Annotated in this window: 20 protein-coding genes; 9 read left to right on the forward strand and 11 right to left on the reverse strand. The window is 74.0% G+C overall.

Annotated elements, in window-relative coordinates; genetic code table 11:
* Window positions 1-141: 141 nt before the first annotated feature.
* Window positions 142-1,479, forward strand: coding sequence for a 6-phospho-beta-glucosidase (locus tag ACH4D3_RS04145; RefSeq protein WP_398316084.1), 1,338 nt, complete (start codon window positions 142-144; stop codon window positions 1,477-1,479).
* On the opposite strand, the gene ACH4D3_RS04150 is transcribed toward ACH4D3_RS04145, so the two are convergent.
* Window positions 1,472-2,617: an ATP-grasp domain-containing protein gene (locus ACH4D3_RS04150; protein ID WP_398316086.1), complete on the reverse strand. Its 1,146-nt coding sequence runs from the start codon at window positions 2,615-2,617 to the stop codon at window positions 1,472-1,474. The genes ACH4D3_RS04145 and ACH4D3_RS04150 overlap by 8 nt on opposite strands.
* Before the next feature lie 283 nt (window positions 2,618-2,900).
* On the opposite strand from ACH4D3_RS04150, the gene ACH4D3_RS04155 reads away from it, so the two are divergent.
* Window positions 2,901-3,788, forward strand: coding sequence for a metallophosphoesterase family protein (locus tag ACH4D3_RS04155; protein WP_398316088.1), 888 nt, complete (start codon window positions 2,901-2,903; stop codon window positions 3,786-3,788).
* Entirely contained in the window at window positions 3,785-4,465 is a 681-nt protein-coding gene (locus ACH4D3_RS04160; protein ID WP_398316090.1) for a 4'-phosphopantetheinyl transferase, read from the forward strand. The genes ACH4D3_RS04155 and ACH4D3_RS04160 overlap by 4 nt, the downstream gene beginning before the upstream one ends.
* A 29-nt stretch (window positions 4,466-4,494) precedes the next feature.
* Here ACH4D3_RS04160 and ACH4D3_RS04165 read toward each other — a convergent pair whose 3' ends face one another.
* Together ACH4D3_RS04165 and ACH4D3_RS04170 are read right to left on the reverse strand one after the other, a co-directional pair.
* The gene (locus tag ACH4D3_RS04165; protein WP_398316092.1) at window positions 4,495-4,731 is read right to left on the reverse strand and encodes a hypothetical protein; all 237 of its coding nucleotides are present in this window, start codon (window positions 4,729-4,731) and stop codon (window positions 4,495-4,497) included.
* Window positions 4,732-4,826: 95 nt separating this feature from the next.
* Window positions 4,827-5,483, reverse strand: a complete 657-nt coding sequence (locus tag ACH4D3_RS04170; RefSeq protein WP_398316641.1) for a helix-turn-helix domain-containing protein — start codon at window positions 5,481-5,483, stop codon at window positions 4,827-4,829.
* A gap of 232 nt (window positions 5,484-5,715) precedes the next feature.
* Here ACH4D3_RS04170 and ACH4D3_RS04175 point away from each other — a divergent pair, with 232 nt between their 5' ends.
* Entirely contained in the window at window positions 5,716-6,375 is a 660-nt protein-coding gene (locus ACH4D3_RS04175; protein ID WP_398316094.1) for a hypothetical protein, read from the forward strand.
* Between the two features lie 7 nt (window positions 6,376-6,382).
* Here ACH4D3_RS04175 and ACH4D3_RS04180 read toward each other — a convergent pair whose 3' ends face one another.
* The 7 genes from ACH4D3_RS04180 to ACH4D3_RS04210 form a co-directional block, all read right to left on the reverse strand.
* Window positions 6,383-7,174 (reverse strand): ABC transporter ATP-binding protein, encoded by a 792-nt coding sequence (locus ACH4D3_RS04180; RefSeq protein ID WP_398316096.1) that lies wholly within the window; start codon window positions 7,172-7,174, stop codon window positions 6,383-6,385.
* A 25-nt stretch (window positions 7,175-7,199) separates the two neighbouring features.
* Window positions 7,200-7,979, reverse strand: coding sequence for an ABC transporter permease (locus tag ACH4D3_RS04185; RefSeq protein ID WP_398316097.1), 780 nt, complete (start codon window positions 7,977-7,979; stop codon window positions 7,200-7,202).
* Window positions 7,976-8,749 carry an ABC transporter permease gene (locus ACH4D3_RS04190; RefSeq protein ID WP_398316099.1) on the reverse strand — a complete coding sequence of 258 codons (774 nt, stop codon included), beginning with the start codon at window positions 8,747-8,749 and terminating at the stop codon, window positions 7,976-7,978. Before ACH4D3_RS04190 ends, ACH4D3_RS04185 begins: the two co-directional genes overlap by 4 nt.
* The gene (locus tag ACH4D3_RS04195) at window positions 8,746-9,717 is read right to left on the reverse strand and encodes an ABC transporter substrate-binding protein (protein WP_398316101.1); all 972 of its coding nucleotides are present in this window, start codon (window positions 9,715-9,717) and stop codon (window positions 8,746-8,748) included. The genes ACH4D3_RS04190 and ACH4D3_RS04195 overlap by 4 nt, the downstream gene beginning before the upstream one ends.
* A gap of 133 nt (window positions 9,718-9,850) precedes the next feature.
* Window positions 9,851-10,792 carry a PDR/VanB family oxidoreductase gene (locus ACH4D3_RS04200; RefSeq protein WP_398316103.1) on the reverse strand — a complete coding sequence of 314 codons (942 nt, stop codon included), beginning with the start codon at window positions 10,790-10,792 and terminating at the stop codon, window positions 9,851-9,853.
* A complete protein-coding gene (locus ACH4D3_RS04205) occupies window positions 10,789-10,959 on the reverse strand; it encodes a hypothetical protein (protein ID WP_398316104.1) in 171 nt (56 codons plus the stop codon). Before ACH4D3_RS04205 ends, ACH4D3_RS04200 begins: the two co-directional genes overlap by 4 nt.
* Window positions 10,956-12,029, reverse strand: coding sequence for a Rieske 2Fe-2S domain-containing protein (locus ACH4D3_RS04210; protein ID WP_398316106.1), 1,074 nt, complete (start codon window positions 12,027-12,029; stop codon window positions 10,956-10,958). The genes ACH4D3_RS04205 and ACH4D3_RS04210 overlap by 4 nt, the downstream gene beginning before the upstream one ends.
* A 225-nt stretch (window positions 12,030-12,254) precedes the next feature.
* On the opposite strand from ACH4D3_RS04210, the gene lanKC reads away from it, so the two are divergent.
* From lanKC to ACH4D3_RS04230, 4 genes are read left to right on the forward strand one after another with little or no spacing between them, the layout of a single operon-like run.
* The gene (lanKC, locus tag ACH4D3_RS04215) at window positions 12,255-14,897 is read left to right on the forward strand and encodes a class III lanthionine synthetase LanKC (RefSeq protein ID WP_398316108.1); all 2,643 of its coding nucleotides are present in this window, start codon (window positions 12,255-12,257) and stop codon (window positions 14,895-14,897) included.
* A gap of 37 nt (window positions 14,898-14,934) precedes the next feature.
* Complete coding sequence (locus ACH4D3_RS04220; protein WP_006130296.1) at window positions 14,935-15,063, forward strand: SapB/AmfS family lanthipeptide; 129 nt, start codon at window positions 14,935-14,937, stop codon at window positions 15,061-15,063.
* A 35-nt stretch (window positions 15,064-15,098) separates the two neighbouring features.
* Complete coding sequence (locus ACH4D3_RS04225) at window positions 15,099-16,955, forward strand: ABC transporter ATP-binding protein (RefSeq protein ID WP_398316110.1); 1,857 nt, start codon at window positions 15,099-15,101, stop codon at window positions 16,953-16,955.
* The gene (locus ACH4D3_RS04230; RefSeq protein ID WP_398316112.1) at window positions 16,952-18,745 is read left to right on the forward strand and encodes an ATP-binding cassette domain-containing protein; all 1,794 of its coding nucleotides are present in this window, start codon (window positions 16,952-16,954) and stop codon (window positions 18,743-18,745) included. The genes ACH4D3_RS04225 and ACH4D3_RS04230 overlap by 4 nt, the downstream gene beginning before the upstream one ends.
* Window positions 18,746-18,749: 4 nt before the next feature.
* Here ACH4D3_RS04230 and ramR read toward each other — a convergent pair whose 3' ends face one another.
* A complete protein-coding gene (gene ramR / locus ACH4D3_RS04235; RefSeq protein WP_398316114.1) occupies window positions 18,750-19,358 on the reverse strand; it encodes a two-component system response regulator RamR in 609 nt (202 codons plus the stop codon).
* 526 nt (window positions 19,359-19,884) lie between these two features.
* On the opposite strand from ramR, the gene ACH4D3_RS04240 reads away from it, so the two are divergent.
* Window positions 19,885-20,763 (forward strand): DUF4132 domain-containing protein, encoded by an 879-nt coding sequence (locus ACH4D3_RS04240; RefSeq protein WP_398316116.1) that lies wholly within the window; start codon window positions 19,885-19,887, stop codon window positions 20,761-20,763.
* Window positions 20,764-20,769 lie beyond the last annotated feature (6 nt).

Genomic DNA, 20,769 nt, shown 5'->3' on the forward strand with positions numbered 1-20,769 from the left:
CGAGGGTAGGTGCCCGCTCGGCCCCTGGACAGAGGGAACGGGAGCTGGACAGAGGGAAGGGGAGGTGCACGCGCGGGGGCACCGGCCGTGCCATGATCGGCGCCGGACGGAAGTGCGACCGGGCGACGGAAGGGTGCGGACGTGAGGCTGACGATGCTGGGCGGCGGCGGGTTCCGCGTACCGCTCGTGTACGGGGCGCTCCTCGGGGACCGTGCCGAGGGACGCGTGAGCGACGTCGTCCTGCACGACCTGGACCCGGCCCGGCTGACGGCGGTGACCCGGGTGCTGGCCGAACAGGCGGCCGGGGTGCCCGACGCGCCGACGGTGACCGCGACGACCGACCTCGACGAGGCGCTGCGCGGCGCCGACTTCGTGTTCTCCGCGATCCGCGTCGGCGGCCTCCAGGGACGCGCCGACGACGAACGGGTGGCGCTCGCCGAGGGCGTCCTCGGCCAGGAGACGGTCGGCGCGGGCGGCATCGCCTACGGGCTGCGGACCGTCCCGGTCGCCGTCGACATCGCCCGCCGGGTGGCCCGGCTGGCACCGGACGCCTGGGTCATCAACTTCACCAACCCGGCGGGCCTCGTCACCGAGGCCATGTCCCGGCACCTCGGCGACCGGGTCATCGGCATCTGCGACTCGCCGGTCGGCCTCGGCCGCCGCGTCGCGCGCGTGCTGGGCGCCGACCCGGACCGCGCCTTCGTCGACTACGTCGGCCTCAACCACCTCGGCTGGCTGCGCGGTTTGCGCGTCGACGGACGCGACGAACTGCCGCGGCTGCTGGCCGACCCGGCGCTGCTCGGCTCCTTCGAGGAGGGCCGGCTCTTCGGCGCCGAGTGGCTGCGCTCCCTCGGCGTCGTCCCCAACGAGTACCTGCACTACTACTACTTCAACCGGGAGACCGTCCGCGCCTACCAGGAGGCCGACCTCACCCGGGGCGCGTTCCTGCGCGACCAGCAGGCCCGCTTTTACGACGAGATGCGCCGCCCCGACGCCCCGGCCCTGGCCACCTGGGACCGCACCCGCGCCGAACGCGAGGCCACGTACATGGCCGAGAACCGCGAGACGGCGGGCGCGGGCGAACGCGAGGCCGAGGACCTGTCCGGCGGCTACGAGAAGGTGGCGCTGGCGCTGATGCGCGCCGTCGCCCGCGACGAACGCGCCACCTTGATCCTCAACGTCCGCAACCGCGGCACGCTCTCCGTCCTCGACGCCGACGCGGTGATCGAGGTCCCCTGCCTGGTCGACGCGAACGGCGCCCACCCGATGGCGGCCGATCCGCTGCCGGACCACGCCACCGGTCTGGTCCGCGCGGTCAAGGGCGTCGAGCGCGACGTCCTGGCCGCGGCCGGGACCGGCTCCCGCGCGGCCGCGGTCCGTGCCTTCGCCCTGCACCCCCTCGTCGACTCGGTCGACGTCGCCCGCCGACTCGTCGACGGCTACCGGGCGGTGCACCCGGGACTGGCCTACCTCAGGTGAGCCCCACGGGGGTGGACCTCGCCGGTGCCGTCGTGGCCGCCGCCGTGGCCGGCCGTGCGGCCGCAGGCGCCGGCGCCGCGGCGGCCGGGAGGTCCGCGCGCTGGTGCGGCAACGTCACCGGGCGCAGCGGCCGCGGTCCCGCCACCACCGCGTAGTCCTGCCCCAGGAACGGCGGCTCCAGCTCGCCCGGGTCGTCGCCGAGGGCCAGCCGGACCGCCGCCCACGGCACGTTGACACCGCACAGCGCCAACTGGTGCAGTCCGCCCGCCGGGCGGGTGTTGACGTCCATCAGGACGGGCCGTTCGCCGTACATCCGGAACTGCACGTTGGACAGGTGGTGCAGCCCGAACGTCTCGGCGATCCGCCGTGCCGGTGCCAGCCACTGCTCGTGCAGGGTGAACCCGCGGCGGCGGCCGTTCTTGGTGCGGCCCACGGCCAGCCGGACCCGGTTGTCGGGCCCGGTGAGGCAGTCCACCGAGACCTCCGGCTGCTCCAGGCGCGGCATCACCAGCCAGTCTACGGGCTCCTCGGCCGCCCGCAGCGCCTCGACGACCAGGGGCAGCGGCACGGACGGGCTGGGGAAGCCGTTCAGGTGAGCGAGGGAGAAGGGGTCCCGGGTGACCGTCCGGAAGCCCACGCCGCCCGCGCCGGACGCCGGTTTGAAGCATGCCCGGTGCCCGCCCGCCTCCAGTTCCTCCACCGCGAGGACGAGTTCGTCGGCCGTGCGCACCCGCCACCACGGCGGCACCGGCACGCCGACGGCCCGGACCGCCTCGTAGGCGATCACCTTGTCCCGGAAGACGGCCACCGCCTCCGGCGGCGGCGCGAGCAGTGCCGTGCCCAGCGCCTCGAACTCGGCGCGGTGGGCCACGATCGCGGACTGGTGCAGCCGGGGCACGAACACGTCGATGCCGCGCCGCGCGCACTGGGCCAGGGCGTACTCGACGTAACCGGCCGGGGAGAGCCCCTCGGGCTCCAGCTCCGCGGTGTCCGCGGCGGCCAGCACGGGGGAGTCCGGGTCGCCGTGCGTGGCATGGATCTCGACGGCCCGGTCGGCGGGATTTCTCCGCAGCTGATCCATGAAGAAGACGTTCTCCGCGTACGTGCGGTTGAGCCAGACGCGTACGGGAGAAGCCATGCAAGCCGCCTTCCGGGGTTCGCGGGCAGGGCGGAGCGGGCCGTGCCCGGCCAGGGGTTTGGAGGGACACCGGGCCGCTCTGCGCGAAAGGAGAGTCGTGGCGGTGGTGTTGGGGCGATCATAGGGGTACGCGCGGCCCCGAGCGCAACGAGCGTCACACGGATGCCTCGGCCGGGCCGTGCGGCGGCCACCGCGGCTGTCGCACGGCCCGGCCGGGTCGCCTTGTGACCCGGGCGGGGATGTGATCTCGTGGCGTCGAACGTGTGTCTGGAAGGGGTGGGGGATGACGACGAGGGCCGGGGCCGAGGCGAAGCTGTGGGCCATCAGCGATCTGCACATCGGCTACGAGGAGAACCGGGCCCTGGTCGAGCGGACGCGCCCCGAGTCCGACGACGACTGGCTCCTGGTGGCCGGCGACGTGGCGGAGACCGTCGCCGACATCAGCTGGGCCCTCGGCGTCCTCGCGGACCGCTTCCGCCGGGTCGTCTGGGCCCCCGGCAACCACGAACTGTGGACGCACCCCAAGGACGAGGTCGACCTGCGCGGCGTCGCCCGCTACGAGCACCTCGTCGAGATGTGCCGGGAACTGGGCGTGACCACCCCCGAGGACCCGTACCCGGTGTGGGAGGGGGCGGGCGGCCCGGCGGTCGTCGCGCCGCTCTTCCTGCTCTACGACTACTCGTTCCTGCCCAAGGGCTGCGCGACCAAGGCCGAGGGACTGGAGTACGCCCAGGGCACCGGCGTCGTGTGCAGTGACGAGTACCTGCTGCACCCCGATCCCTATCCCAGCCGCGAGGCCTGGTGCCGGGCGCGGGTCGCCGAGACCGAGCGCAGGCTCGCCGAGATCCCCGCCGACCTGCCCACGATCCCCGTCAACCACTACCCCCTGCACCGGCACCCCACCGACGTCCTGTGGTACCCGGAGTTCGCCATGTGGTGCGGCACCTCGCTGACCGCCGACTGGCACCGCAGGTTCCGGGTGGAGACCATGGTCTACGGGCATCTGCACATCCCGCGCACCACCTGGCACGAGGGGGTCCGCTTCGAGGAGGTCTCGGTGGGCTATCCCCGCGAGTGGCGCAAACGGCCCGGGCCGCCGGGGCAACTGCGCCGCATCCTGCCGTCGACGCAGGCGTCCACGGCGCCGTCGCGCCAGGAGGTGGCCCGTTGATCGAGGAACTGCTGCCCGGCACGGTCGTCACCGTGGAGGCATTCGACCAGGACGACGCCGCTCACCTGCCCCTCTACCCGGAGGAGGAGGAGATCGTCGCGCGGGCGGTCGCCAAGCGGCGCCGTGAGTTCACCGTGGTGCGGTCCTGCGCCCGCCGGGCCATGGAGAAGCTCGGCGTGCCGGCGCAGCCCGTGCTCACCGGCGAGCGCGGCGCCCCGCGCTGGCCGGACGGTCTGGCCGGCAGCATGACCCACTGCGACGGCTACTGCGCCGCCGCCCTGGTCCGCCTGACCGACCTGGCCTCCCTGGGCATCGACGCCGAACCCGACGGGCCGCTCCCGGACGGCGTCCTGGAGACCATCGCCCTGCCCGCCGAGGTGGCCCTGCTGCGGCGACTGGGCGGCGCGCGGCCCGGCGTCCACTGGGACCGGTTGCTGTTCAGCGCCAAGGAGTCGGTCTACAAGGCGTGGTACCCCCTCACCGGGCAGTGGCTGGACTTCGCCGAGGCGGACATCGAGATCCGTGTGGACCCGGCCGACCCGCGCCGCGGCACCCTGCACGCCGCTCTTCTGGTGCCGGGACCGACCGTGGACGGCAGGCGCCTGAGCGGCTTCGACGGCCGCTGGAGCGCCCGGGACGGCCTGGTCACCACGGCGGTGACGGTCCCGCGCACCTGAACTGCGGCCGGTCCGCCCGCCCGCCGTGGTCAGGTGGGCGGACACCAGTCCCGCAGCAGTCGGAAGAACGCCTCCTCGTTCCCCGCCAGTCCCGCGGCGCGCAGCGCCTGCTCCGCCTCGGCCAGCACGGAGGGCGGCACGACGGGCGGGCGGGGAGAGTCGTCCGGGCCCGTCCCGGTGTCGAAACCGGCCCGCACGGTGTGCAGGAGCCGCAGGTAGGCCTGGACGGCGGTGCGTTCGTGGTCGGTCAGTACGGCGGTGGTCATCGGTCGGCTCTCCCCACAACGACGTCAGCGGTCACGCGCCACCGCACGGCGGCGGCACCCTCCCAGCTTGCCGTCCACCACTGACAATCCCGTCCTCAGGACTCGGGCCGCTTGACGCTTTCCAGGAGCATGTCCAGCCATTCGGCGACCTTGTCGCGGTGCTGGTCGGTGGGCAGTTGCGCGGCCCGCCAGGCGATGCCGCGCACGCCGTGGTCCTGGAGCAGCCGCTCCAGCGGGTCGTCGGCGGGGGCCGCGGCCTCCCGCTCCCGGTCGGCCAGCTGCTGGAGCAGCTCCTGCTCGGTGCGCTGGAGGGCGCCGGAGAGCGCCTCGGGGTCCTCGGCGGTGAGGAATCCGGCGTGCACCCGGAAGAAGCGCTGGATGGCGTCGCAGTGCTCCATGGTGGGGCGCCGGTCGCCGTTGATGAGCGCACCGGCCTGCTGCCGCGACATCCCGGCGCCGTCGGCTATCTCCTGCTGGGTGTACTTGCGGCCGTTCGGTTTCAGCCGGGTGCGGCGCAGCAGGTCCAGACGCTGCACGAACCTGGTCTGCACGTCGGGCTCGCCCGTCGGCCGGCCCCCGAGCAGGGCCCCGACGACGGACTCGGGAACGCCGGAGGCGGCGGACAGCCGGCCCACGTCGAAGACCTCGGCGTGCGGCACGTCGAGCCGGTCCGCGAGGGCGCCGACCCGGGCGGCGACGGCGGCCAGCGTGGTGGTCGGCTTGGCGCCCGGACCTTCGAAGCCACCCGTCACCGACAGCTCTCCTACGTCTCTCACAGGCCTCACAGGCTTCTCACAAGCAATTGCCGTGAACTTCCCGGAGAGTAGCCTGCCGCTCGAACTCACATCCAGGCATCGCCACAACTGTGGCCTATTTCAGTCGTCAACAGGCACGAAATGCCACGATAGTTGACACGCCTCGCGTCGGGGCGACAGGATGCGGACGCCGCGAGAAGGCCGCATAGGCAAGAGGGGTGACCTCCCGATGGCATTTCAGGCAGGAGGGCAGCGGCCGGCGCCGCGGCCCGCCCCCGCGACCCCCGAGGCACAGGCCTATCTCCAGGACTACACCGCCCTCCTGGAGGCCGTCCCCTACCCCTCCCTCGTCGTCGACCACCGCTGGGACGTGGTGCTGGCCAACGGCGCCTTCCGGACACTCTTCCAAGGGGCCGGACCGCACCCGACGGCCATGCCGGACGACAACTTCCTCCGGTTCGTGCTCTTCCACCCGGACGCCGCCACCGTCCTCGGCGAGCACGAGTCGAGCTGGTGCCTGCCCATGCTGGCGCACTTCGCCGCCACCCTGGAGCGGTACGGCCACGACCCCGGGCTGCAGGCCGTCCGCCGGGACATCGCCCAGGACCCGATCATGGAGGCGGCCTACCGCCAGGGCCTGCCGCACTGGATTCGCGCCGTCGGAGCGCGAGCCGTCCAACACGACGGCGCCGTAAGGCCGCTGCACCACCCCGACCCGCGTCGCGGCACCACCGAGTGCCGGGTCGTGGTCGAAACGCCCGCGTCGCTCCAGGAGCTGGGCTACACGCGGTTGACGCTGGTCCTCAGGGAGCCGCGCCGCGCCGCCCACCGGCCACCACGTGCCCGCCACAACCCCTCCCACCTGAGAGTCGTTCCCGCCGCCGAGTGACGGGCGGTCAGCGCGGGGGCGGGGCGGCGGGCCCGCCGCGCTTCGCCGCCTGGATCTGCTCGTACACGTGGGTGCGCAGCTCCGCGAAGCGGGGAGCCACCCGGGTGTGCACCTGGTCCCGCCCGTCCGGCAGGTCGACCCGGAGCTGCTCCCGTACGACGGTGGGGGAGGCGGACAGCACGATCACCCGTTCGCCCAGGTAGACGGCCTCGTCGATGTCATGGGTGACGAACAGGACCGTGATGCCCCGCTCCCGCCACAGCGCCCGTACCAGGTCCTCGAGGTCGGCGCGGGTCTGCGCGTCGACCGCCGCGAAGGGTTCGTCCATCAGCAGCACCTCGGGTTCGTACGCCAGCGCCCGCGCGATGGCCACCCGCTGCTGCATGCCGCCGGACAACTGCCACGGGTAGGCCCCGGCGGCGTCCGCGAGCCCGACCGAGGCGAGCGCGTCCACGACCAGCTCCCGGCGCCGCTGCCTGCCCAGGTCCTTCTGTTTCAGGGGCAGTTCGACGTTCTCGCCGACCCGCATCCACGGGAACAGGCTGCGCCCGTACTCCTGGAAGACGAACGCCGTCCCGGGCGGCGGGCCGGTCACCGCGCGGCCGGCCAGGAACACCTCGCCCGCCGTCGGTTCGAGCAGTCCGCCCACGCACTTCAGCAGCGTCGTCTTGCCGCAGCCCGACGGGCCGACCATGCAGACCAGTTCACCGGCCGCCACCGTGAAGGTCAGGTCGTGCACCGCCTCGACACGTCGTCCCGAACCCTCGTACACCTTGCGCAGGCCGCGTACGTCGAGCATGGACCGCCCTTTCACACGTCATGGGTCACCGGGACCGCCGGGCGGCGGCGCGCAGGCCGTGGTACCAGCCGAGCGCCCGCCGCTCGACCAGCTGGAAGAGGACCGACAGCACGAAGCCGAGCAGACCGAGCAGCAGGATGCCGGTCCACATGTCGGGGATCGCGAAGGAACGCTGGAACTGCACGACGGCGAAGCCCAGCCCGTTGCTGGCCGCGAACATCTCGCTGATCACCATCAGGATGATGCCGACGGACAGCGCCTGGCGCAGCCCCGCGAAGATCTGCGGGCTCGCCGAGGGCAGCACCACGTGCCGCAGCCGTGCCGCGCCCGTGATGCCGTAGGAGCGGGCGGTCTCGGCCGTCACCGCGTCCACCGCCCGCACCCCCTCGACCGTGTTGAGCAGCACCGGCCAGACACATCCGCCGGCGATGACGACGATCTTCATCGTGTCGCCGATGCCCGCGAACAGCATGATCACCGGCACCAGCACCGGCGGCGGCACCGCGCGCAGGAACTCCAGCACCGGCTCGCACACCGCCCGCACCCTCCGATAGGAGCCGATCAGCGTGCCGAGCGCGACACCGGCGACGCCCGCCAGCGCGTAACCGGCGGCGAGCCGCAGCACGCTGGGCAGCACGTCACCGCGCCACCGCTCGCCGGTCCACACCTGCGGGAAGGTCTCGACGATGGTCCGCAGCGGCGGCCAGTACACGTCCTCGCTGCCCGACGAGGCCACCCACCAGACGGCCACGAGGACCGCCGGCAGGGCGAGCACGAACACCAGCCGCAGCAGCAGGCGTCTCACACCGCCACCTCCCCGCGCACCGACTGGTGCCAGGCCAGCGCCCGCCGCTCCACCGACCGCGCGCCGACGTTGATCAGCAGGCCCAGCAGACCGGTGACGACGACCAGCGCGTACATCTCCGGCACGGCCTGCGAGGTCTGCGCCACGGCGATCCGGGCACCGAGACCCGGCGCCCCGACGACCAGCTCGGCGGTGACGGCCAGGATCAGCGCGACGGCCGCCGCCAGCCGCACCCCGGTCATGACGTAGGGCAGCGCGCTCGGCCACAGCACGTACCGGACCCGCGCCCAGGTGCCCAGGCCGTACGAGCGTGCCGTCTCCTCGGCGACCGGGTCGACGTCCTGGACGCCGTACAGCACCTGGATCAGCACCTGCCAGAAGGCGGCGTACACGACCAGGAGCAGCACCGAGCGCAGTTCGGTGCCGTACAGCAGCACCGCCAGCGGGATCAGCGCGACCGACGGGATCGGGCGCAGGAACTCGATCGTGGACGCCGTCGCCTCGCGAAGGTACGGCACCACGGACAGCAGCACCCCCACGACGATCCCCGCGCCGACCGCGACGGCCAGGCCCAGCGCCCAGCCGGTCATGGTGTCGCCGAGCGCGGTCCAGAAGGCGCCGTCCGCGACCTCCGTGCCGAGCGCGCCGGCGATCCGGCTGGTGGGCGGGAAGTACTCCTCCTCGACCAGGCCCAACCGCGGCACCGCCTCGCCCAGGGCGAGGAAGGCCGCGAGCCCGGCCGCACCCAGTGCGGCGTTCGCGCCCCTCACGGCAGCAGCTTGTCCAGGTCCGGCGTCCGCTCGAACAGACCGTCGGCCTCGCCGAGCTTCGCCAGCTCCTCGATCGCGGCGCGGTCGGGCTCGGCCGGCCACTTCGGCAGAGTCACCTCCGCCAGCACGTCCGCCGGGATCTTCGTGTAGGTGGTGACGACCTCGCGGACCTCGTCGGGGTGCGTGTCCGCGTAGGCGAGGGACTCCGCGGTGGCCGCCTGGAACTTCTCCACCACCTCCGGGTGCTCCTGCGCGTACTCGGTGGAGGTGAAGTACATGGCGACCGTCAGCTTCGGGGCGACGTCGATCATGGGCGAGGCGATCTCCCGGCCGCCCTGGTTCTTGATCGTGGCCAGCGCCGGTTCCACCACCATCGCCGCGTCGATCCGCCCGGCGTCCAGTGCGGCCGGCATCTGGTCGAAGGCCAGCTCGACCAGCTCCACCTCGTCCGGGTCTCCGCCCGCCTTGCGCACCGAGGCCCGCACCGCCGTCTCGTTGATGTTCTTCAGCGTGTTGATGGCGACCTTCTTGCCCTCCAGCTCCTTCGGCGACTCGATCGGGCTGTCACCCTTCACGGTGAGCGCCTCGAAGTCCTTGCCCACCTCACCGGTCGAGGCGATGCCGTTGGCCACGGCCTTCACCGGCACGTTGTTCGACTGGGCGATCATCAGGGACGTCATGTTGCTGAAGCCGAACTGGAACTGGCCGCTGACCACGCCCGGCACGATCGCCGCGCCGCCCTGCGCACTGGAGAACGACAGCTTCAGCCCCTGCTTCTCGAAGAACCCCTTCTTCTGACCCAGGTACAGGGGCGCGACGTCGACGATGGGGATGAGACCCACCTCGACCTCGGTGGTGCCGCCGGCGGAGCCGGACCCGTCCGGCCCCCCGGAGTCGTCGGACGAGCCGCACGCCGTCGCGGCGGCCAGGACGGACACGGCCGTGAGGCCGACGAGCAGACGACGCATGACTCCCCCTGGAGAAACGTGCTCAGTGGGAACGTGCTCAGCGGGAACGTAGGGCCGGCGCGGAGTCGTGGTCAATGCTCTTGCCCAGATGGGCCGTTGAGGATTCAACCGAGGGTGTGCCGCCGCCGCGCTGTCACAGGTCCAGCACCAGCCGTCGGCCGCGGCACCGCGACACACAGATGAGCATCGTCTCCCCGGCGGCCCGCTCCTCCTCGGTGAGCACCGAGTCCCGGTGGTCGGGGTCGCCCTCGACGACCTCGGTCTCGCAGGTCCCGCAGGTGCCCTCCGTGCAGGAGTAGAGCACCTCGACGCCTGCTCCGCGGACCGCGTCCAGGACCGAGACATCGGGCGGCACGACGACCGTACGGCCGCTGCGCGCGAGCACGACGTCGAACTCCGCCTCCGCCGGGGCGTCCCCGTCGGCCTCCTTCGGACGGAACCGCTCCACGCGCAGGCTCCCGGCCGGGCAGCGTGCCTCGACGGCGTCCAGCAGGGGGCCGGGCCCGCAGCAGTAGACGAGGGTGTCCGGGGACAGGTCGTCGAGCACGGACGCGAGGTCGAGCAGCCCCGACTCGTCCTCCGGGACGATCGCGACCCGGTCGCCGTACCGCGCCAACTCCTGTGCGAACGCCATCCGGGCCCGGGTCCGCCCGCCGTACAACAGGGTCCACTCGGCGCCCGCCTCCTCGGCGGCGGCCAGCATCGGCAGAAGGGGGGTGATGCCGATGCCGCCGGCCACGAACCGGTAGCGGGGCGCGGGCTCCAGCCGGAAGTTGTTGCGCGGGCCGCGCACCCGGACCTCGTGCCCGGCCCGCAACTCCCCGTGGACGTAGGCCGAGCCGCCCCGCCCGTCCTTCTCGCGCAGCACCGCGATCCGCCACCGAGCCCGGTCGGCCGGGTCGCCGCACAGCGAGTACTGCCGCTCCAGGCCCGGACCGAGGACCACGTCGACGTGGGCGCCGGGCTCCCAGGCCGGGAGCGGTTCGCCCAGCCGGTGGCGCAGGGTGAGGACGAGCACGCCGTCGGCCGCGGTCTCCCGGCGGACGACGACGAGTTCGGCCTCGTACCGGGTCATGAACCGTCCCCGGGCAGGCCGTGTCCTCGCGGGTGGGCCAGCATCCAGTCCCACATCGCGACGGGGTCCTCGGCCGTGTGCTCGGCGCCGCAGTGGCAGGTGCCGCGCAGGACGTCGGTGCCGGGCAGCCAGTCGACGCGGTAGACCTCGCCGGTGCGCCCGCTCACCGGGCCGCCCGCGGTCCGGCCCCGGCGCCCTCCTCGACCAGCCGGGTCAGGATGCGGCGCGCCGCCAGGCCACCGGTGTCGATGTTGATGCTCAGCTCCTGGTAGCCGGTGCGCTCGCCGCCGAGCGTGCGCTGGAGCAGGTTGAGCGCGTCGACGTCCTGCATGACGACCGTGCGGTTGTTCTTGTACAGGAACTCGGTGACCTCGGCGTCGTCCGTCGCCCAGTCCCGGGAGACCGCCCAGAAGTCGTACACCTTCCCGTCGCCGGACGGCGTGATGGCGTAGGTGATCTCGGTGTGGAAGCCCTCCGGATCGGCGCCGTCGGGCGCGGGCACGACACCGGTCGGGGCGACCCTGCTGTGCAGCACGTACAGACAGGGCGCGTAATACTCGATGTCCTGCCAGCGGTCGATGCGTCCGCCGATCCCCGTTGATTTCGCGTAGAACGGCGGGCACTCGGCGTCGTCCATGTGCCGGCTCACCCGGACGATGCCCGCGCCCTCGTCGACCTCGGTGGTGATCGGCGTCTCGGCGACCTCGGGCGTGCCGATGTAACCGCCGTGCAGATACGTCTCGTGGGACAGGTCGAGCAGGTTGTCCACCAGCAGCCCGTAGTCCGCGTCGATCGGCTCCATGCCCCGGACCGTGACCCAGCCCGGCGCGTCCAGGTGCCGGGCCCGCGGCACCGCCTCCGCGTCGGCCAGCGCCGGGTCGCCGATCCACACCCACACCAGGGAGTCCCGCTCGGCCACCGGGTAGGAGGCCACCCGGGCGGTGCGCGGGACCCGCTTCTGGCCCGGCACGGACACGCAGGTGCCGGTCGTGTCGTAGGTGAACCCGTGGTATCCGCACACGATCCGGTCGCCGTCCAGCCGGGTGGGCGCCTCGGACAGCGGATAGCGGCGGTGCACACAGCGGTCGTGCAGGACGACCGGGCTCCCGTCCTCCTCGGTGCGGTAGAGCACCAGCGGTTCGCCGAGGACCGTGCGGCCCAGCAACTCGCGCCCCACCTCATGACCGTAGGCGGCGACGTACCACTGGTTCCTGGCGAAGGCGGTGATGTGCGGCATGCGCGGCTCCCGTCGTCCTCGACGTCGTGTGGTCACACCATCGCCATGCCGTCCCGCCCCGGCAACAGCACTTCCGCCACGCGGAATTCTCCCGTTCCAGGAGTCCCGCCGCCGCGAAGTTACCTGTGCGTTCCGCACCTCGGAGTGGTGACAGCGGCAACTGTCCGGGGCGGTACGCCGCGTGACAGCGTCGTCTCCGTCAGCGACCGGTGGGAGGGAGCAGGCGTGAACAAGGGCTACGCCGTGTACTGCGACGCGGACCCGTACTTCTACGACGCCCCGCACCGCACGGCCGACCGGACCGGGGCCGGGCGCTCCCGGTACGCCGCCGCGTCCTCGCCCGTACCGCAGGGGTGGCAGCGACACGAGAGCGGGGACTGGCTCGCGCTGCGTCCGGCCGACGCCGACCTGCCCGCCCAGGGGTGGAAGATCCACGTCTCCGCCTGCCTCGACAACGCGGAGTCCGTGCTCGACCGGGTGTGGCGGCACTGCGTCGCGGGCGGTACCGCCTTCAAGTTCGTGCCCAGCCGCCACCTGCTGCACCAGCGCAACGCCAAGTACGCGGACCGGGCCGGCAGCGGCAAGTTCGTCACCGTGTACCCGGCGGGCGAGGCGGAGTTCGAACGGCTCGTGGGAGAGCTGTCCGAGCTGCTGGCCGGTGAGCCGGGACCGCACATCCTGAGCGACCTGCGGATCGGCGACGGGCCCGTGCACGTCCGCTACGGCGGCTTCACCCGGCGCGACTGCTACGACGCGGACGGGGAACTGCGGCCGGCCGTGTCCGGCCCCGACGGTGTGCTGGTGCCCGACCTGCGCGGTCCGGTCTTCCGCATCCCGGAGTGGGTCGACCCGCCCGCCTTCCTGCGCCCGCACCTCGACGCCCGCTCCGCGGTGACCGTGACCGGCATGCCGTACACCGTCGAGTCGGCGCTGCACTTCTCCAACGGCGGCGGCGTCTACCTCGCCCGCGACACCCGCACCGGCGTGCGGGTCGTCCTCAAGGAGGCCCGTCCGCACGCCGGGCTGGCGGCCGACGGCGCCGACGCCGTGACCCGGCTGCACCGTGAACGCCGGGCGCTGGAACGGCTGTCGGGGCTCGCCTGCACGCCGGAGGTGCTCGACCACCTCACGGTCGGGGAGCACCACTTCCTCGTCCTGGAGCACATCGACGGCAAGCCGCTCAACACGTTCTTCGCCCGCCGGCACCCGCTCATCGAGGCCGACCCGGGCGAGCGGAGACTGGCCGAGTACACCGCCTGGGCCCTCGACGTCCACGCTCGGGTGGAACGCGCCGTCGCGGAGGTCCACGCCCGGGGTGTGGTCTTCAACGACCTGCATCTGTTCAACATCATGGTCCGGGACGACGACAGCGTCGCCCTGCTGGACTTCGAGGCCGCCCACCACGTCGACGAGGCCGGACGCCAGACCGTGGCGAACCCGGGGTTCGTGGCGCCCGCCGACCGGCGTGGGGTGGCGGTGGACCGGTACGCGCTGGCGTGTCTGCGGCTCGCGCTGTTCCTCCCGCTCACCAGTCTGCTGGCCGTCGACCGGCACAAGGCGGCGCACCTCGCGGAGGTGGTGGCGGAGCAGTTCCCGGTGGACCGGGCCTTCCTGGACGCGGCGGTCGACGAGATCACGCGCCCCGACGGGAGCACGCGGGTCCACGCGGCCCCGGCGGCGCGGCGGCCCGCCACGCCGCCGGTGGCGCCCGTCCGGCCGGACGACTGGCCACGCGGCCGGGACTCCATGGCGGCGGCGATCCGCGCCTCCGCGACGCCCTCCCGCACGGACCGCCTCTTCCCCGGTGACATCGCGCAGTTCGCCACGGCAGGCGGCGGGCTGGCCTTCGCCCACGGTGCGGCGGGGGTGCTGTACGCCCTGGCCGAGAGCGGGGCCGGACGGGACGAGGACGGCGAGCAGTGGCTGCTGGAGCGGACCGAGCGAGTGCCGTCGGGCATGCCGCTCGGTTTCCACGACGGGCTCGCCGGACTCGCCTGGACCCTGGAGCGCCTCGGCCACCGCGACCGCGCCCTCGACCTCGCCGAACTCCTCCTCGACCAGCCGCTCGACCACCTGGGCCCGGACCTGCACGGCGGCACCGCCGGTCTCGGCCTGGCGCTGGAGTCGCTGGCCGCCACCACCGGTCAGGCCGCGCTCCACTCGGCGGCGCTGCACTGCGCCGAACTGGCCGCCGACGGGCTGCGGGCCGACCGGGTGCCGGCCGACCGCGTCAGCCGCGGCCGGGCCCGTGCGGGGCTGCTGTTCGGCGGCGCGGGGCGGGCACTGTTCTTCCTCCGGCTCTTCGAACGCACCCGGGACTCCGCCCTCCTCGACCTCGCCCGTGACGCGCTGCGCCGGGACCTCGCCCGCTGCGTCCGCGGCGCGGGCGGCGCGCTGCAGGTCGACGAGGGCTGGCGCACCATGCCCTACCTGGGCGCCGGCAGCGTGGGCATCGGCATGGTGCTGGACGACTACCTGGCGCACCGGGCGGACGAGGAGTTCGCACGGGCCGCGAATGAGATCGTGGCCGCGGCCCAGGCGATGTTCTACGCCCAGCCCGGGCTCTACCGGGGCGTGGCCGGAATGGTCCTGCACCTGGGCCGCACCACGGCCACGGCGCCCGGTACCGGGCCGGGGGCCGTACGGCGCCAACTGGACGCCCTGTCCTGGCACGCCATGTCCTACGGCGACCGGCTCGCCTTCCCCGGCGAGCAGATGATGCGCCTGTCCATGGACCTCTCCACCGGAACGGCCGGATGCCTGCTCGCCGTCGCCTCCGTCCTCGGCGACGCGCCCGCCGGACTGCCGTTCCTGCCGCCGCCGCGCCGAGACGGCGGCCCCCTGACCCGGCCCCACCCGGAGCCGTGAGAAGAGCACACCCCTTGCCGAACGAAAGGAATTCGCCATGAACCTGTTCGACCTGCAGTCGATGGAGACCCCCAAGGAAGAGGCCATGGGGGACGTCGAGACCGGCAGCCGCGCGAGCCTCCTGCTCTGCGGCGACAGCAGCCTGAGCGTCACCACCTGTAACTGACACCGGAGTTGACGGCCACGGCGACGTGGTGAGTCATGTCGCCGGGCGCGGGCGCCCCGGGTTCCGGCCCGGGGCGCCGATGCCTGCCCGCGCACGACGTACGGAGGTTCTCGCCGGTGCGAAAGAGCAGGCCCGTGCCGCGGCAGGCGCCGGGCCGCGCCCTGGAAGTCCTGGTTCTGCTGTGCTCGGTCGCGGCGGCCGTGACGGCGGTGGCCCAGCCGCTGGCCCTCGGCCGCACCCTGGATCTGCTGCTGCGCGACGGCGACGCCGGATGGTGGCTCCCGCTGAGCGCCGGGCTGCTCCTGGGCGAACTGCTGCTGGACAGCGCGACCTCGCTGTTCACCGGCCGCTGCAACGCCACCTGGACGGCGTCCGTCCGCACCCGCGCCCTGCGAGGACTGCTGCGCACCGCCCCCGACCACGCGCGGCCGTACCCGCCGGGCGACATCGGGACCCGTCTGACCCTCAACGCCGCGGACGCGGGCGGCGCTCCGGCGGCCCGCGCGGCGCTCGCCGCCGCACTGATCACCCCGCTGGGCGCGCTGGTGGCGCTGGCGCTCGTCGACGTGTGGGTGGCGCTCTGCGTGCTGACCGGCCTGCCCGCCCTGGCGCTGCTGCTGCGTTCCTTCGCCCGTGACACCGGCGCCACGGTCGCCGCCTACCAGCGCACCCAGTCCCTGATCGCCTCCCGGCTGCTCGAAGCCCTGGAGGGCGCGGACACGATCGGCGCCGCGGGCACCGGTGAACGGGAGCGGGCCCGTGTGCTGGCACCGCTGACGGAACTGGCCGCCCAGGGGCGGCACATGTGGGCGCTGCACGGGCGGGCGCTCGGCCGGAGCGGCGTCCTGGTCCCGCTGCTGACGCTGGCCGCCACCGCCGTCGGCGGGCTGCGGCTGGCGGCCGGCGAACTGAGCGCGGGGGATCTGCTCGCCGTGGGCCGGTACGCGCAGCTCACGGCCGGCGTCGGCGCGGCGGCGTCCCTGCTCGGGGCGATCGTCCGGGCCCGCGAGGCACGGCGCCGGACCCGGGAGCTGGAAGGGATGCCCGCGACGGCGTACGGCACGCGTCTGCTGCCTCCGGACGGTCCGGGAGAGCTTGCGCTGTGCGGGGTGCGGGTGCGGCGCGGCGGCAGGGAGGTGCTGTGCGCCGACCGGGTGCGGGTGCCGGGCGGCAGCACGGTCGCGGTGGTCGGCCGCAGCGGGTCGGGCAAGTCCGTCCTGGCGGCCGTGGCGGGACGGCTGATCGACCCCGACGAGGGACACGTACTGCTGGACGGCGTACGGCTCGACCGCCTGACGCACGAGGCGCTGCGCACCGAGGTGGCGTACGCCTTCGAACGCCCCGTACTGGGGGAGGGCACGGTCGCGGAAGCGGTCGCCGCCGGGGCGCGTCGGCCGTCGCGTGAGCGGGTACGCCAAGCCGCCCGGGCGGCGGGCGCCGACGGCTTCGTACGCCGGCTGCCGCACGGTTACGACACCCCGCTGCCGCGCGCACCCCTCTCGGGCGGGGAACACCAGCGGCTCGGGCTGGCGCGGGCCTTCGCGCACGCCGGGCGGCTGCTGGTGCTGGACGACGCCACGTCCAGTCTGGACACCGCCACGGAGCACGAGGTGGACCTGGCGCTGCGTCGCTCGGTGCGGCCGGGGACCAGGCTCGTGGTGGCGCACCGCCCGTCGGTCGCGGACCGGGCCGACCTGGTGCTCTGGCTGGAGGACGGGGAGGTGCGCGCCCTGGGGACCCATCGCGAGCTGTGGCGCACCGCGGGGTACCGGGAGGTCTTCGGCGCGGGCGCAGGCGCGGGAGCCGGGGCCGGCGCGGATTCCGGTGCCGATTCCGGCGGCAGCGGTCCGGCTGCCGTACGCCGTCCCGAGCCCGAAGAGGCGCGCCCGTGACGTCCGCCGGGGCCGGGGCGCTGCGCCGCCTCGCACCGCCGGCCCGCCGCTTCCTCGCCCACCGCAAGGGCGTGCTGGTACGGCTCGCGCTCTGGTCGCTGGCCGAGTCGGGGCAGGCCTTCCTGGTGGGCCACGCGGTCGCACGCTCCGTCGACGAGGGGTTCCTCGCCGGTGACCCGCGCCGCGGACTGCTGTGGCTCGGGGTGGCGCTGGTGGCCGTACTGTCCGGCGCCCGGGTCGTGCGGGGCGTGTTCGCGCAGCTCGCCGGGGTGACGGAGCCGCTGCGCGACGGCCTGGTGCGGCGTGCGGTCGACCGGTCCATGGCCCGGGCGGCGCCGGGCGGACCCGGCGGGACGGACCGCGCGGCCGTCTCGCGGCTGACGAACCAGGTCGAGATCGCCCGGGACAGCTTCGCCGGTCTCGTCCTCACCCTGCGGTCCTTCGTCTTCACCGCCGCCGGGGCGCTGCTCGGCCTGCTGTCCCTGCACCCGGCCCTGCTCGTGGTGGTCCTGCCCCCGCTGGCCGCCGGGCTCGCGCTGTTCCTGGTCACGCTGCGGCCCATGGCGGCCGCCCAGCGCCGGGCCCTGGCGGCCGACGAGGCGCTGGGCGACCACGCGGCGAGCGCGCGTGCGGCGTTGCGGGACCTCGCCGCCTGCGGGACCGGGCCCGGGGTGGAACGGCGCGGTGCGGACCTGGTCGCCGACGCCGCCGCGGCGGCCCGGACGCTGGCCGGATGGGCTGCGGTGCGCACGGCGGCGCTCGGCATCGCGGGCCACCTGCCCGTGCTCGCGCTGCTGGTGGCGGTGGAGTGGCTGCGCGGGCGCGGGGTGAGCGTGGGCGCGCTGCTGGGCGCGTTCACCTACCTCGGCCAGTCCCTGCTGCCCGCCCTGCACACCCTGATGACCGCGCTGGGCGCGGCCGGGTCCCGGCTGCTGGTCGTCCTCGACCGGATGCTCGGCCCGGAGCCGGAGCCGGAGCCGGAGCCGGAGCCGGAGCCGGAGCCCGGACCGGAGCCCGAGTCCGGCCCGAGCGCCGCGAGGGCACCGGGAGCGGCGGCTTTCGCGGTGGACAGCGCCCCGGTCCCGGCGGTGGAACTGCGCGCCGTCACCCTGTCCTACGGCGTCCGCGCCGAGCCCGTGCTCGACGCGCTCGACCTGCGCGTCGCGCCGGGTGAACACCTCGCCGTCGTCGGACCGAGCGGCATCGGCAAGTCGACCCTCACCCGGCTCGTCGCGGGAACGCTCGCGCCGAGCCGCGGCCGGGTACGGGTGGCCGGCCGCGTGGTGACGGGGCGCCCCGCCGCCGAGCTCGCCGCACTCCGGGTGCTGGTCCCGCAGGACGCCTACGTGTTCTCCGGCACCGTCGGCGACAACCTCGCGTACCTGAGGACGGACGCGAGCCGGGCCGAACTCGACGCGGCGGTCGAGGCGTTCGGCCTCGGGCCCCTGGTCGAGCGCCTGGGCGGGCCGGACGGCACGGTGCGCCCCGCCGAGCTCTCGCCGGGGGAGCGGCAACTGGTCGCGCTGGTCCGCGCGTATCTGTCGCCCGCCCCCCTGCTGCTGCTCGACGAGGCCACCTGCCATCTCGACCCGGCCGCCGAGGCCCGCGCGGAGGAGGCCCTCGCCGGGCGGTCCGGAACCCTGGTCGTGGTGGCGCACCGGCTGTCCTCGGCGGTCCGTGCGGACCGGACACTGGTGCTGGACGGCGTACGGGCGCAGTGCGGGACGCACACCGAACTGCTGAGCCGTTCGCCCCTCTACCGGGACCTGACGGGGCACTGGAACTCATGACGCGTCAGGTCCAGCCGGCGCTCTGGACGATGCGGATCGCGTCGACGCGGTTGCGGGCACCCACCTTCCGGACCGCCGTGGCCAGGTAGTTGCGGACCGTTCCCCGGGACAGGTGCAGACGTGCCGCGATCTCGGCGATCGGCGCCCCCTGCGAAGCCAGGGCCAGCACGCCCAGTTCCCTCGTGGTCAGGGGCATCTCCGCGCCCTTCAGCAGGGCCACGGTGAGCGTCTCGTCCAGGAAGCGTTCGCCCCGGGCGACCGTGTGCACGGCCGTGATCAGCCGGTGGGCCGGGGCGTTCTTGTCGACCAGGCCGAGGGCGCCCCCGTCGAACGCCCGGCGCAGCACTCCCGGCCGCTTGGCGGTCGCCAGGACCACGAGCCGGTCCCCGTACCGGGCCCGCAGGCGTCCGGCGCCCGCGTCCTGCGGACCCGTCAGGCACTCTCCGTCCACGACACAGACGTCGGCGGGCAACGCCGCACCCGGCTGCGGACCGTCGGCGTCGAGACAGTGCGAGGTCACGTCCAGCGTGTCGTCGGATCTGAGCAGTTGCACCAGCGCCGACCGCAGCAGCTTCTCGGCGTGCACCACGGCAATACGAACCATCTCCCCCACCCCTTGTCAGCGGCGGCCACGTTCGGGCCGCCGGGCTTCGCGCCCCCGCGTCATCGGGCCATGTGCCCCCATCCGGGACGGCGGAACACGACGCGTACGCACGTGCGAACCCCATCGGAGGCAATTCGCCGTCGTCAGAGCCTTGCCGGGGGACGGCCGGGACGGGTGCGACAGCGAAGAAGGGCGGATAACACACCAATCCGCGGACGACTCCGGTCCGTGCCGGAACCGACGGGGGCCCGCCGTCTCCGTGCCGCGGTCACTGGCGTCCTGGCCAGGGCGGGTTCCGCTGCCAGGGGCCCTCCGCGCCCGCCGCCCGCGCCCGACCGGCCCGGGGTCCGGGCGATGCCGGGCCCGGCCGAAAACCGCCGCCGTCCAATCTGGCGCGAAAAGCACCGCGCGGTCGGCTCCCGTGGCTGTCGGTGGGTGCCCCTAGTCTTTGGCCAACGCCACAGCGGAGCGTGCCGATTCAGGGGGTCCGTGTGCTGTGCCGTGTGTTCCTAGCAGTGGGAGAGGCGAAGAGCTGATGGGTTGGCTGGCAGCGGGCGACACGTACGAAGTCGCCCTGGTGGAGGGCCGGGTGGTGGCGCGGCCCGCGTCCGCGGAGTCCCCGGCGGAGGGCAGGCGGGTGCGAACGCTGCCCGCGGAGATACGGGACCGCCCCGAGGTGGTCGAACTCCAGCGCTTCGCCGAGTGGCTGGACCGGCACGCAGCCGAGTGCGTGGCACAGGTCGACACCTGGATGGTGTCCTCGCTCCCGGTGCCGACCGGGCTGCTCGCGCAGGTCTGGCCCGACGAGGCGTGGCGGGCGGCCCTGCGGGACATCGTGGTGGTCGGCGAGGGCCCCGACGAGGTCGGCTTCCTGCGCGACGCGAACGAGTCGGACGGACTGCGGGTGGTGAACCTGGACGGCGAGACCGTCCGCCTGACCCCCGCCACGGTGACCATGCCCCACCCGGTCCTCCTCCCCGACCTGGAGGAACTGCGCACCTTCGCCGCCGAGTCGGGCGTGGTGCAGGGCGTGGAGCAGATCCACCGGGCCACCTGGCAGGCGCCCGGGGACTCCCACGGCGACGACACCGACCTGGTCACCGAGTTCGCGGGCGCCGAGTACCGCTCGTGGTTCCACCTCTCCGCCCGTGCCACGTCCCTCGGCTACCAGGTCTCCGGGGGCCGCATCGTCGACCGCGTCCGGGACGCGGGACGCATCGTCACCGTCTCCGTCGGCATGAGCGACCCCTACACCGAGGAGAAGGCCTGGACCGGCGCCCTGACCTGGAGCCACGAGGACGCGTACCGGAGTCTTCCGCTGCGCGAGGTCGGCCCCGTCGCCTGGTCCGAGGGCATGCGCATGGCAGCCGCCCTGCACGCCGGCCGCACCGTGTCCACGGACGGCGCCGAGTGAACGCCA

This window comes from Streptomyces sp. NPDC018026, assembly GCF_044327745.1.
In the GTDB taxonomy this organism is placed as follows: Bacteria; Actinomycetota; Actinomycetes; order Streptomycetales; family Streptomycetaceae; genus Streptomyces; species Streptomyces rubrogriseus.

Coding starts and splice junctions, on each gene's coding strand:
- ACH4D3_RS04150 (WP_398316086.1), bottom strand. CDS start 2,617: ATGGCTTCTCCCGTACGCGTCTGGCTCAACCGCACGTACGCGGAGAAC.
- ACH4D3_RS04155 (WP_398316088.1), top strand. CDS start 2,901: ATGACGACGAGGGCCGGGGCCGAGGCGAAGCTGTGGGCCATCAGCGAT.
- ACH4D3_RS04165 (WP_398316092.1), bottom strand. CDS start 4,731: ATGACCACCGCCGTACTGACCGACCACGAACGCACCGCCGTCCAGGCC.
- ACH4D3_RS04175 (WP_398316094.1), top strand. CDS start 5,716: ATGGCATTTCAGGCAGGAGGGCAGCGGCCGGCGCCGCGGCCCGCCCCC.
- ACH4D3_RS04180 (WP_398316096.1), bottom strand. CDS start 7,174: ATGCTCGACGTACGCGGCCTGCGCAAGGTGTACGAGGGTTCGGGACGA.
- ACH4D3_RS04195 (WP_398316101.1), bottom strand. CDS start 9,717: ATGCGTCGTCTGCTCGTCGGCCTCACGGCCGTGTCCGTCCTGGCCGCC.
- ACH4D3_RS04200 (WP_398316103.1), bottom strand. CDS start 10,792: ATGACCCGGTACGAGGCCGAACTCGTCGTCGTCCGCCGGGAGACCGCG.
- ACH4D3_RS04210 (WP_398316106.1), bottom strand. CDS start 12,029: ATGCCGCACATCACCGCCTTCGCCAGGAACCAGTGGTACGTCGCCGCC.
- ACH4D3_RS04220 (WP_006130296.1), top strand. CDS start 14,935: ATGAACCTGTTCGACCTGCAGTCGATGGAGACCCCCAAGGAAGAGGCC.
- ACH4D3_RS04225 (WP_398316110.1), top strand. CDS start 15,099: ATGTCGCCGGGCGCGGGCGCCCCGGGTTCCGGCCCGGGGCGCCGATGC.
- ACH4D3_RS04240 (WP_398316116.1), top strand. CDS start 19,885: ATGGGTTGGCTGGCAGCGGGCGACACGTACGAAGTCGCCCTGGTGGAG.